The organism is Burkholderia sp. MSHR3999 (assembly GCF_000833595.1).
Classification (GTDB): domain Bacteria; phylum Pseudomonadota; class Gammaproteobacteria; order Burkholderiales; family Burkholderiaceae; genus Burkholderia; species Burkholderia ubonensis.
Genome location: NZ_JRFO01000007.1, coordinates 742,438 through 754,809, shown reverse-complemented (window position 1 = coordinate 754,809; position 12,372 = coordinate 742,438). Strand labels below are relative to the sequence as shown.

9 protein-coding genes and 1 pseudogene are annotated in these 12,372 nt (G+C 67.6%); 4 read left to right on the top strand and 6 right to left on the bottom strand.

Annotated features, from left to right (window positions below):
- Positions 1-112: 112 nt before the first annotated feature.
- On the bottom strand, positions 113-556 hold the full coding sequence (locus KY49_RS26845; protein WP_042587451.1) for an HU family DNA-binding protein: 444 nt from the start codon (positions 554-556) through the stop codon (positions 113-115).
- Here KY49_RS26845 and KY49_RS38280 point away from each other — a divergent pair.
- From KY49_RS38280 to KY49_RS26835, 3 genes are all read left to right on the top strand, one after another.
- Entirely contained in the window at positions 459-758 is a 300-nt protein-coding gene (locus KY49_RS38280) for a hypothetical protein (RefSeq protein ID WP_162487813.1), read from the top strand. The genes KY49_RS26845 and KY49_RS38280 overlap by 98 nt on opposite strands.
- A 55-nt stretch (positions 759-813) precedes the next feature.
- Entirely contained in the window at positions 814-1,932 is a 1,119-nt protein-coding gene (locus KY49_RS26840) for an acyltransferase family protein (RefSeq protein ID WP_042587450.1), read from the top strand.
- Positions 1,933-2,032: 100 nt separating this feature from the next.
- Positions 2,033-3,028: a dienelactone hydrolase family protein gene (locus KY49_RS26835; RefSeq protein WP_052495833.1), complete on the top strand. Its 996-nt coding sequence runs from the start codon at positions 2,033-2,035 to the stop codon at positions 3,026-3,028.
- Positions 3,029-3,128: 100 nt separating this feature from the next.
- Here the strand turns inward: KY49_RS26835 and galU are convergent, their stop codons facing one another.
- Both galU and KY49_RS38275 read right to left on the bottom strand, forming a co-directional pair.
- Positions 3,129-4,016, bottom strand: a complete 888-nt coding sequence (gene galU, locus KY49_RS26830; protein WP_010099203.1) for a UTP--glucose-1-phosphate uridylyltransferase GalU — start codon at positions 4,014-4,016, stop codon at positions 3,129-3,131.
- A gap of 240 nt (positions 4,017-4,256) precedes the next feature.
- Positions 4,257-4,400 (bottom strand): hypothetical protein, encoded by a 144-nt coding sequence (locus KY49_RS38275; RefSeq protein WP_010099202.1) that lies wholly within the window; start codon positions 4,398-4,400, stop codon positions 4,257-4,259.
- A 216-nt stretch (positions 4,401-4,616) separates the two neighbouring features.
- On the opposite strand from KY49_RS38275, the gene KY49_RS26825 reads away from it, so the two are divergent.
- Positions 4,617-5,789, top strand: a complete 1,173-nt coding sequence (locus KY49_RS26825) for an acyltransferase family protein (RefSeq protein WP_042588756.1) — start codon at positions 4,617-4,619, stop codon at positions 5,787-5,789.
- A gap of 239 nt (positions 5,790-6,028) precedes the next feature.
- On the opposite strand, the gene KY49_RS26820 is transcribed toward KY49_RS26825, so the two are convergent.
- The 3 genes and pseudogenes from KY49_RS26820 to KY49_RS26810 all read right to left on the bottom strand — a co-directional run bounded on the left by KY49_RS26820 (position 6,029) and on the right by KY49_RS26810 (position 12,154).
- A complete protein-coding gene (locus KY49_RS26820) occupies positions 6,029-8,491 on the bottom strand; it encodes a glycosyltransferase family 4 protein (RefSeq protein ID WP_042587448.1) in 2,463 nt (820 codons plus the stop codon).
- Positions 8,488-9,956, bottom strand: a pseudogene (locus tag KY49_RS26815) (oligosaccharide flippase family protein). The gene KY49_RS26820 and the pseudogene KY49_RS26815 overlap by 4 nt, the downstream one beginning before the upstream one ends.
- Before the next feature lie 11 nt (positions 9,957-9,967).
- Positions 9,968-12,154, bottom strand: a complete 2,187-nt coding sequence (locus KY49_RS26810) for a hypothetical protein (RefSeq protein ID WP_042587447.1) — start codon at positions 12,152-12,154, stop codon at positions 9,968-9,970.
- Positions 12,155-12,372 lie beyond the last annotated feature (218 nt).

The window sequence follows — 12,372 nt, the reverse complement described above, 5'->3', positions numbered from 1 at the left end:
AACCCGCTTCCCGTTGCGCGCCGCAATAAAAAATCCCCATGCGCTTTCGCGCACGGGGATCGTGGGACACTCGACGGCCACCTGCACGCAGCAGGCAACCGTTGCGCCGCAGTTAAGCAGCCGCGTCCTTCAGCTTCTTCAGCGCACGCGCCTTCACGCGCACGCTGGCCGGCTTGGCCGGGAACCAGCGCTCTTCGCCCGTGAACGGATCCTTGCCGAAGCGCTTCTTCTTCGCCGGCACGGCTTGCGCCGTGATCTTCAGCAGACCCGGCAGCGTGAACTCGCCTGCGCCCTTCTTGTGGACCGAGCCCAGCACGACGTTCTCGAGTGCGGCCAGCACTGCCTTGACAGCCTTCACTTCGACAGCTGCGCGCTCAGCGATGTGCACTGCGAGCGATGCCTTCGTGAACTTGTCCTTCAGCGGCGTCGGAGCGGCGGGCGCCTTCGCGACGGCCTTCTTGGCCACTACTTTCTTCGCGGGCGCTGCTTTTTTGGCAGCCACTTTCTTGGCCGGTGCGGCAGCCTTCTTGGCCACCTTTTTTGCGGAAGTCGCCATGTTTCTCCTACCAGGTGTGGTCGTTGGATACACGAAACGCACGATGTGCGCGCTTCAAGGCCGGATTCTACAAGCGCGTCGACGCTTCGTGGAGTACTTTTGTGCGTTTTCCGCGGGTTTTCTGCAGGTTTTGTTGCTTGCTGCTGACTGCGACGCCGCCCGGCACGCAAGAAAACGCCTGCACGTATGCATCGAAACGTGAATTACGTTCGATATTTGTGCGCCTATAGTGGCGCGACCCATGCCAGGACGCCTTCATGCGCGAAGTCAGATACGTCAAAGGACTCGACGGCCTGCGAGCCATCGCGGTCATTCTCGTCTTCCTGTCCCACAAGGGCCACGTCCTCACGATCGACGTGGGGAAGCTTGGCGTGTGGACGTTTTTCTACATCAGCGGCTTCCTGATCGTGGGCGAGCTGCACCGCAGCCGCCACGCGGTCGAGCGCGGCACGTTGTCGCGCCGCCACGCGTTCAGCCTGTTCCTCGCCAAGCGCGCGCTGCGGATCTTCCCCGTGTATTACCTGCTGCTCGCGTCGCTCGCGATCGCGCATGCGCTGTTCTACCAGCGCGGCGTCGACCTCGGCCTCGCGTGGCATGCGCTCTTTCTGTCGAACCTGTGGATCGGCGTCGTCAAGAACGGCTGGCCCGGCACCACATCGCATTTCTGGAGCCTCGCCATCGAGCAGCAGTTCTACCTGATCGCGCCGCTCGCGCTGCTCGCGACGCGGACGTCGCGGCACATCGCGCTCGGCATCGCGGCGGTCGTGCTCTGTGCGGCCGTGCACCTCGGCCTCTATCTCGTCGATGCGTCGCCGGTGCTGATCTACGCGTTTTCCCCGTGGAATTTCGCGCTGATCGCGCTCGGCGGCATCGGCGCGATGGCGCTCGCCGAGCACGGCCCCGCTGTGGCGCGCCGCGCGCCGCCCGGCTGGCTCGCGGCGGCGAGCGTCGTGACGTTCCTCGTGCTGCCCGCATGCGTCGCGCTGCCGGGCGCCGCTTCGGCGCTCGTGGATTTCGGGCTCTCCGCATCGCTCGGCGCGCTGCTGCTGTGGATCGTCCGCGAGCCCGACCATCCCGCCGTCGCGCTGCTGGAGTGGCCGCCGCTCGTCTACCTCGGCACGATCAGCTATGGCTTCTACCTGTTCCACAACCTGATCCCCGCGCGCTTCGGGGCGAGGCCGGCGCTCTACCAGCACACGCGGCTGCCGCCGTTCGCGCTGGACGTGCTGCCCCAAATGCTGCAATTCGGGCTCGCCGTGCTGCTCGCGCATCTTTCCTGGCGCTATCTCGAAAAGCGGCTGCTGGATCGCAAGAAGCCGATTGCCGAACGGCTGATGCGCCATTTCGCGGCGCCGCAGCGCTCGTCCGCGCGCTGACGGCAGCGCCCACCCGCCGGCCGGCTTGCAACGAGCCGGCGATGCACTACGCTTTCAGCAGCAGGTCGGCCGCCGATACGCGGTGAACGAGGACGTCGCCATGCTTACGCGTGAAAGCCATTGTGCGTGTTTCCGCCGTGTCGCGCCGGCCTTGCTCTGCCTCGTGCTCGCACTCGCGCCGCCCATCGCGCGGGCGCAGGCGCGGATGGAAGTGATCCCGTTCGAGTCGCTGACGATGACCGACGACGCGTTTCTCGCGGGCCGCGAGGACGGCAAGCCCGTCACGATCGCCGGCGAACTGCGCCTGCCGCGCGCCGGCAGCGAACGCTTCCCGCTCGTGATCCTGCTGCACGGGTCCGGCGGGATCAGCAGCTACGTAACCGACTGGGAACGCGAACTCCTCGCGATGGGCGTCGCCACCTTCGTGATCGACAGTTTCACGAGCCGCGGCCTCGTCAGCGTGAACGACGATCAGGCACAGCTCGGCCGGCTCGTGCAGATCGAGGATGCGTATCGCGCGCTCGCGGTGCTGGCGAAGCATCCGAGAATCGATCCCGCCCGGGTGATGCTGATGGGTTTCTCCCGCGGCGGCCACAGCACGCTGTATGCGAGCCTCACGCGGTTCCAGCGGATGCACGCCGCGTCCGCGGCCCGCTTCGCCGCGTACGTCGCCTTCTATCCCGGCTGCCCGGTCGCCTATCGCGACGACGAGGACATCGCCCCTCGGCCCGTGCGCGTGTTCGCCGGCACCGGAGACGACTACACGCCGATCGCGCCGTGCCGCGCGTACGTCGAGCGGCTGAAGGCCGCAGGCCGCGACGTCAGCCTGACCGAATACCCCGGCGCCCGGCACGTCTTCGACGGGCGCGCGTTCAATCCGCCGCTGACCTTGCCGAAGGCGCAGACGCTGCGCCACTGCCGGCTCGCGGAAAACGACCTCGGCCAGGTGATCAATACCGACACCAGGCAACCGTTCTCGTATGCCGACGCGTGCGTCGAGCGCGGCACGACCATCGGCTACGACGAAAAGGCCGCGGCCGACGCGAGGAAGGCCGTCGCGGCGTTCGTCGCGGAAACGCTCAAGCCGGCGCGCTAGCGGATTGCGGCCGGCCCGCGCCCATGAAAAACGCCCCGGCGCACAAGGCGAACCGGGGCCAACGGAACAACCACCACCTGAAACGTGACGCGCAGGGCTGCTAAGCGACGGCAGCCAGCGCGGGCAAACAGGTCCGCAGGTACGCCTCGAACTCGCGGCTCACTTCCGGATGCTGGAGCGCCAGCTCGACGGTCGCCTTGAGGTAGCCGATCTTGCTGCCGCAATCGAAACGCGTGCCGTAGTAGCGATACGCGAGCACCTGCTCGTGCGCGAGCAGCGACTGCACCGCATCGGTCAGCTGCAGCTCGCCGCCCGCACCGGGCTTGATCTTGCGCAGGTGATCGAACAGCGTCGGCATGAACACGTAGCGGCCGACCACGCCGAGATTCGATGGCGCATCCTCGGGCGACGGCTTCTCGATGATGCCCGACAGCTTGATGATGTCCTCTTCCCACTCGCGGCCCTCGATGACGCCGTACGAGCGGCTGTCCTCGCGCGCGATGGTTTCGACGCCGATCACCGAGCTGTGATAGTGGTTGAACACGTCGACGAGCTGCTTGAGCACCGGCTGCTCGCCGTGCAGCAGGTCGTCGGCGAGGATCACCGCGAACGGCTCGCCGTGCACCAGCTTCTCCGCGCACAGCACCGCGTGGCCGAGGCCGAGCGCCTCCGGCTGGCGCACGTAGAAGCAGTCGACGTGGCTCGGCTTGATGCTGCGCACCAGGTCGAGCAGCTTCTCCTTGCCGCGCGCCTCGAGCTCCGCCTCGATTTCGTATGACTTGTCGAAGTGATCCTCGATCGCGCGCTTGCTGCGGCCGGTGACGAAGATCATTTCCGTGATGCCGGCATTGATCGCTTCCTCGACCGCATACTGGATCAACGGCTTGTCGACGACCGGCAGCATCTCCTTCGGACTCGCCTTGGTCGCCGGCAGGAACCGTGTGCCGAGACCGGCAACGGGGAACACGGCCTTGGTAACTTTCAACATGATTGCATCCTGATTGCGTTGAGCGCGCCGCGTCGCATCGTTTCGCGACACGGCACAATGAATGTCCGGATGGCGCGGCACGATTCAACGGCACATTGAATTCAGCCCGCCGCCGCTATTTACGACAACGCTTAATCGCGCCGCCGCTTCGATTAATGGATAATCGTCGCCAAACCGGTCGATATTGCCGGTCAGCCGTATCGACCAGCGACAATTTACCGATTTTCCGGATACAAATTTTTACGATTCGAATTCCTCGACATAGGGCGCGCCGCCCCACTCGAAGCGCGGTCGAATCGGCTCGTTCTTCAGCGCTTCGCGGTATGCCGACACCACGGCCATGACCACCAACACCGCCGCGCTCGCGATCCAATGCATGTCCATCTTGCCGCTCCTTGCGTCTATCAACTGGAGCTTCAAGCTATCAGAAAAAAATCGACAAATAATTGGCCGCGCACTGAAACCGATATCGTCCCCATATAAAACCGCAATCCGGAATGCGATTATTCCACGACGAGATTTTTTTATTCATTGCGCGAATTCTTGCGGATTACGATGGTGCGAAACTTCCCCTTCATCCGTCGCAAGGAACCGAATCGCATGCAAGCATTCAGCGGATCGACTTTGAATGCGCCGCCCGCCGCCGATCACAAGGAGCACGTGATCGACGCGATGCGCGGCTTCGCGGCGCTGCTCGTCGCCTATTTCCACTGCCGGCAGGTCGTCTGGGTCGGGATGCAAAGCTTCCATCGCGCTTACGGCCATGCGCTCGACCCGGGCGTGATCGTCGGCTACCTGACGTTTCCGTTCGCGTGGGGCTCGGCCGGCGTGCCGATCTTCTTCGTGATCAGCGGCTACTGCATCCACCGCAACGCGGCGCTCAAGCTCGCCGCCGATCCCGCCTACCGGCTGAACGCGCCGAATTTCTGGGCGCGCCGCTTCGCGCGCATCTATCCGGTGCTGCTCGCCGCGCTGCTGTTCACGCTCGCGCTCGACGCGATCAGCCTGCAGATCGAGCCCGTCAGCCACAAGATCCGCGACGTCGGCCTGAGCGCGTTCCTCGTGAACCTGTTCTCGCTGCAGGGCGTCGCCGGCTACACGTACGGCTCGAACGGCGCGCTGTGGACGCTGTCGCTCGAAGTGCAGTTCTACGCGATCTATCCGCTGCTGTTCGCGATCCGGCGGCGCATCGGCATGCCGGCCGTCGTGGCCGGCATCGCGCTCGTCAACGTCGCGTCGGCCTGGCTGCTCGAACGGCACGACCTGCAGTTCTTCACGTCGTACTGGCTGTCGTGGACGATCGGCGCGTGGATCGCGGACGTGCGTGCGCAGCAGAAGAACGGGGCCGCCGCGCCGTCGCGCGCGTGGTACGCGGCTGCCGCGGTGCTGCTCGCGGCCGGCTGCGCCGCGTTCCGCTACGGCCAGTACGGCGCGTTCCAGCTATGGGCGGCCGGCTTCGCGTGCTTCCTGTACCGCGCGCTCGCCCGGCCGCCGCGCACCACGCCGCCGCTGCGCATGCTCGGCTGGTTCGGCGATTTCAGCTATTCGCTGTACCTGATCCACCTGCCGCTGTTCGTTTGCCTCGGCTCGGTGCTCTATCGTTCCGAACTGCAGTTGTCGATCTGGCCGTCGTTCGCGTTCATGGCGCTCGCGATTCCGGTCGCCTACCTGTTCTACCGGCTGTTCGAACGGCCCGCGATGACGTGGTCGGCAAGCCTCAAGCCGTCGCGCGGCGCGCGGGTCGTCGCGCCGGCGCCCGAACGGGCCGCCTGATCGCCTGACCATTGCCGGTCGCAAGCAGGCCCCCGCGCGGCACGTCGCTGCGCGGGGGCTTTTGCATGGCCGCTGGCGCGCCCGGGCCGAATCGCCGCGGCGGCGCCCTTCGGCACACCCTCACACGAGCAAAGCCCCCGCGCAGCGCATCGCCGCGCGGGGGCCGATTCATCCCGCCGATTCATCCCGCTGCTTGCCGCCGGGGCCGAACGCCGGCCCCCGCGTGCGACGCGCTACCGCTACTTCTTCGCCGCCCGCGCGGTATCCGCGAGGATCTTCTCGACGCGTTCCACGTAGGTCTTCGTACCGAAGCGGCGCAGCGCCGTCACGTAACCGCTCGCGACGAGGCGCTCGCGCAGCGCGCGATCCGACTGCAGCGCGGCCAGCGCGTCGCCCAGCGCGCGGGCGTCGCCCGGCTCGCACAGCAGGCCGTTGTCGTCGTGCTCGATGATCTCGACGACGCCGCCCGCACGCGCCGCGACGACCGGCCGCTTCGCGAGCATCCCTTCGACGATCACGCGCCCGAACGGCTCGGGCGTGATCGACGTGTGCGCGACGACGTCGACCGCCTTCATGCACGCGGCCACGTCGCGCTGGAAGCCGAGGAAGTGCACGCGGTCGTCCATCCCGTGCCGCGCGACGGTTTCGTGCAGTTGCACCGCGTAGTCGTCCTCGCCGAACAGCGGCGCGCCGACCAGCACGACGTGCATGTCCGGATGGCCGGCGGCGGCTTCCAGCAGCAGGTGCTGGCCTTTCCAGCGCGCGAGCCGGCTGAACGAGCCGACCAGCCACGCGTGCTCGGGCAGCCCGAAGCGCGCGCGCAGCGCGGCCTGGCTGACGCCGGCCAGCGCGTCGAACGGCTCGGCGGAGATGCCGTTGAACACGACGTCGACGTGCTGCGGCGTGAAGCCGGTCAGCGCGCGGAATGCCTGCGCGGACGCGTCGGAGTTCGCGATCACCCGCGTCACGCCGAGCCGCGCGCAAACCTTGATCGCGAGCAGCTGCTTGCGGCCGAAATGATCGTCGCTGACGATGTCGCGCAGATGCCAGACCACCGGCTTGCGCGCGAGCCGCCCGGCCAGCGCGGCGACCACCATCGCGCGCTGCGTGTTCGCGTAGATCACCTCGGCGCGGCGCGCGCGGCGCGCGACGTCGCGCACGAGCCGCAGCAGCTGCTTCACCGCGCCGGCCGACACGCCGCCCTGCTTGCGTACGCCCGCGAGCGCGCCCTGCTCGACGACGTCGACGCGCGCGCCGATCTCGTCGAGCGCCGCGCGAAACGGCCCGTCGGCGAACAGCAGCACGTCGGCGTTCGCGCGCATGTGCTTCATGATCTCGAGCAGCGACAGCTCGGCGCCGCCCAGCACGCCGCTCTGGTCGAGCACCAGCGTCGCCGGGCCGCGCGCGGCGGGCGGCGGCGCAGACATCTGCGCGACCCCGGCGCCCTGCTGCGCGGTCGCGCCGGGCAGCGCGGCCTCGACGTAGTCGAGAAAGCGCCGCCGGAACGTGTCGGCGGAAAACCGCTCCGCGTTCGCGCGGCACGCCTGCGGCGTGAAGCGCTGCGGCGCGCGTTCGAAATCGTCGACCGCCGACACGATCGCGCGCGCGGTCTGCTCGTCGAAGAAGAGGCCGGTCGGCCGCGCGCCCGACTGCGGGTCGAGCACGGTTTCGAGCGCGCCGCCCTTGCCGTACGCGATCACGGGCGTGCCGCACGCCTGCGCCTCGACCACCGAGATGCCGAAATCCTCCTCGGCCGCGAACACGAACGCCTTCGCGCGCCGCATCCGGTCGTGCAGCACCGCGAACGGCTGGTAGCCCATTATCTCGACGTTCGGCCCGGCCTTCGCGCGGACCTTCTGCATCTCCGGCCCGTCGCCGATCACGACCAGCTTGCGGTCCGGCATCTTCGCGAACGCCTCGACGATCAGGTCGATCTTCTTGTACGGCACCATCCGCGACGCGGTCAGGTAGAAATCCTCCTTGGCCGCGTTCAACGAGAACGCGTCGACGTCGACCGGCGGGAAGATCACCGCCGCGTCGCGCTGGTACACCTTCCTGATGCGCCGCGCGATGAACGCGGAGTTGGCGACGAAGCCGTCGACCGCGTTCGCGGTGCGCGTGTCCCAGTTGCGGATGTAATGCAGGATCATCCGCGCGAGCAGCGATTTCGGCCCGTGCGTGAGGTTCGACTGCTCGAGGTACTGGTGCTGCAGGTCCCACGCATAGCGGATCGGCGAATGCACGTAGCTGATGTGCACCTGGTCGGGCCCGGTCAGCACGCCCTTCGCGACCGCATGGCTGCTTGAGATCACGAGGTCGTAGCCCGACACGTCGAGCTGCTCGATCGCGAGCGGCATCAGCGGCAGGTAGCTGCGGTACTTGGTGCGCGCGAACGGCAGCTTCTGGATGAACGACGTCGTGACCGGCTTGCCGCGCACGAACGTGCGGTCGTCGAGAAAATCGACGAGGCTGAACAGGTCCGCGTCGGGAAAGCACGCGATCAGCTGTTCGAGCACGCGTTCGGCGCCCGCGTACGTGACGAGCCAATCGTGGACGATCGCGACGCGCAGCGCCCGGGCCGGATGGCGCGCGCGCGCGGCTTCGCGGGGCGCGGCCTGGCGCGGCGCGACGGCGTCGGCCGTCACCGACGCTTCGGCCGTGGCCGCGTTCAGGATGGCGTGTTCCGCCAGATCGCGATTCATACTGTTTTCCTCGCATTGAGACGGACGATCAGGCCGCGGGCCAGCGTGCGCAGCCCCGGCGTCATCGTGAGCGACCACGCGACGTTCAGCGCCAGCACGACCGCGCAGATGACGATCGATTCGACGAGCCCCGGCCATGCGTGCGCGAGATAGAGGCTCGCGAGCAGGAACGCGAGATGCGCGGCCATGTCGAGCACGATCGCCCGCATCCGGATCGCCGACAGGTAGAGCAGCACGCCGTAATCGACGAGCGCGCGCGCGCGGCGACGACGACCGCCGCGCCGATCAGCCCGAAATAGTGGATGCCGAGCCACAGCCCGCCGACGAAGAACGGCATCTGGACGAGGCCGGCAAACGCCGCGCGGGACGGATTGACCTGCGACTGGATCAGGATGCGCGTGACGCTCGCCTGCCCGACGAGCCACACGCTGATCACCAGCACGCGCCCGACCGGCGCCGAATGCGCGGCGAGATCGGCGCCGACCCACAGCGCCAGGAACGGCCCGAGCGCGAAGATCGCGACGACGGCGACCGGCGTGAACACGCCGTTCAGGAATTCGAGCGACTGGCGCGCGAGCGCATCCGCGTGGTCGCGGCCGAGCGCCGACAGGCGCGGGAACAGCGTGCGCACGAGCGCGTTCGGCAGCATGTTCAGGCGCGTGACGAGGTTCTGCGGCACCGTGTAGTAGGTGACGAACTTCGCGCCCATGCCCGCGCCGAGCATCACGCGGTCGAGCGTGTCGGCGATCATGCTGGTCGTGCTCGCGATCAGCATCCAGCCGCCGAAGTTGAACAGCCCTTTCGCGGTGCCCCATTGCGGCGGGTCGATGCGGCGGATGCCGAGCACCTTGATGCTCGCGTGGCCGAGCATCACCGCCGCGATCAGGCGCGCCACGACCGCCGCGGCGAGCACCGTCTGCAGGTTCGGCGCGATCCACCACGCGGCGCCGAGCGGCAGCAGCTGGAACAGGAACGTGCCGATCGTCTGGTTCGTGTTGAACACGCCGAAGCGCTCGGCGCCGTTGATCGCGCCGGCGAACACCCACGACACGTTCGCGAGCGGAATCGCGAGCGCGAGCCACGGCAGCGCGAGATACACCTCGTGCTGCATCGCGGCCGACACCTTCGTGAAATACGCGGTGTAGACGAACGCGCCGAAGTAGATCAGCAGCCCGCCCGCGATGCCGGTGCCGAGGTTCAGCCAGAACGCGCTCCAGAACACGCGCGCGCTTTCGGCGGCGTCGCCGCTCGCGAGCGCCTTCGAGATGTGGTTCTGCGCGGCCATGCTCATCCCGAGATCGAGGATCCCGAAATAGCCGATCAGCGTCCACACGAGGCTGACGACGCCGTAGCGCTCGACGCCGAGCGCGTGGATGTACGCGGGCACCGTGACCAGCGACACGAAGGTCGGCAGGATCAGCCCGATGAAATTGATCGAAACGTTCTTGAGAATGCCTTTGTCCATGCTCCCGTCCGTCACGGTTTCCAGCGATACATCAGCACCTTGCCGCGTGCGTCTTCCTCGACGAACACGAGATACTCGCCGTTCTCGCGCTTCGACGCGCTGATACCGAACGGCACATCCACCCAGCCGGACGCCTTGCCTACCTCCGGCCCCGGATTCATCACGCCGATTTCCTTGCCGGATTCCTTGTCGTACACGTGGATCTTGCCGACCGGCTCCACCGCGAAGATGTAGCGGCCCTCGACCGTGATGCTGGCCAGCGTCAGGATCGGCTTCGCGTCCGGCTGCCACGGCAGCGCGACCGTGTAGCGCGCGACCGGTGCGCCGGTCGACCACTTGTCGAAGCGGATCAGCACGCGGCCGACTTCCTTGTTGATGCCGGGCTGTGGCGGCGCGTCGGGCGTGTAGCCGGTCACGTACAGCGTGTCGGTCTGCGGCTCGTAGATCGCGCGGCGCAGCTGCGTGAACGGCTGCGGCATCGGATAGGTCGTGACCTTGTCGTACGCGTAGACCGGGTTACCGGCCTTGTCGACACCGCCGTAGCGGAACCGGTGGATGCCGCGCGCGTCGCTCGTGCGCCAGATGTCGCCCTTCGTGTCGACCCACCAGCCCCAGCCGCCCGCCTTCGCCTTGCCGGTCGTGTTGATGTCGAACTCGTCGGCGTCGAGGCGGCCGTTGCCGTTCGCGTCGCGCCACATCCAGTCGCCGCCCGGCGGCTTGTTCGGCACCTTGTCGACCGGCCGCGCGCGGCCCGCGATCAGGCCCGACGGAATCGCGACCTCGCCGTCGCGCTTCGGATCGAAGCGGTAGATCTTCAGGTGGTCCGCGTACATGTCGGTCAGGTACAGGAACGTGCGGCCGTCGAGCCGGCGCGCCATCGGCGTGCCCGGCCACTGGTCGGTGTGGAACACCGGATCGTCCGGATACTTGAAGCGGTTCGACAGGAAGCCCGCGTACTTCCACTCCTGGCCGGGCGGCTTCGACAGGTCGAGCTCGAAGCGCTTGTTGCCCGTGTACACGCTGTTCGGCCGCGCCGGGTCCATCCACGCGCCGTCGACGAACAGCAGGCCCTGCACCTGCCAGCGCAGCTTGCCGTCCGGCGCGTAGCTCTCGAGCGTCGCGCCGAGGCCCGCGCCGATCGTGTCGTGGCGCGGCCCGATGCCGTTGGTCGCGACGTAGATGTTGCCGGCGCGATCGACGCCGACGCCGGTCAGCCCGTTGAAGCGCTGCGGCCCCGGCCGGCCGGGCACCGCGCCCGAGAAGATGCCGCCGCGCTCGCCGAGCGTGCCCGACAGCGCATAGCCCTTGTCGCTTTTCGCGAAGATCAGGACCTGCTGGCGCGGGCCGTTGTCGGCGACGAGCACGCGGCCTTTCGCGTCGACTGCGACGTCGACCGCGTCGGCGTTGTCCGGCAGCGCGGGCGCGTCGTCGATCCTGCGGCCGTCCGCACGCAGGTGCACGAGATGCGCGGACCCGTTCAGCGTATCGGTCAGCAGCCATACCGTGCCGTCGGCCGCGAGCGCGATCCGGCCCGGCTCGTGCGCGTTCCACGCGCCCTTCTTCTGCATCGTCTCGGCGTCGTACACGACGACTTCGTCATGCGCCGGATTGGTCGCGAACAGCGTCTTGTCGTCGGCCGCGAGACCGCCGACTTCCGCCTTCAGCTCGCCCACTTCCGGCTTCGCGCTGGCCGGCACCTCGTTGAGCATCATGAAGCTCGCGGCCATCCGCGCGCGCCCGGCGTCCGCACGGCCGCCGGCCGCGACCTGCGGTGCGGCGCGAAACGGCGCGGGCTGCTTCATGTCGCCGAGCGCGCGCCGCGAGATGCCGAACCATTGCTTGCCCTTGTCCGGCCAGATGCCGGGCGACACGAGGTGGCCGCGCTCGTTGCCGACGCCGATCGCGACGTACGCATACTTGCCGTTCACCGCGATCGCATTGCCGCCGAGGTTGCCCCAGCCGTGCGTGCCGCCGGCGAAGCCGAGCATCTTGCCGTCCTGGTAGACGCTCGCTTCCGCGCCGCTCTCGTCCCACGGCGCGTTCGTATACACCTTGCCGTCAGGCGTCACCGCGATCGCGCGGATGTCGATCTGCGTCCAGGAGCCGTCGCCGTAGCCGAACGTATTGCCGATCCAGGACGTCGTCGCGGGCAGCACCGTTTCGGCCGGCGCGGCCCACGTCAGCCATGCCGCGCCCATCGCGATGGCGGCCAGTATCAGACGTTGCAATGCGCTTCTCCACTCGATGCTTCAGCGATCCGGCACAGCGGCCGCAGCCGCGCGAATGCCGCATCGCTAAATGGGTTTCAAACGTCGCGATGCAGGTTACAAGCAAAAATAATCACAAGAAATTTGGAAATATTTGGGGATGTTTCTGCGTGAGATATCGAACCGGAACCCATTCCGAAATACCCGGC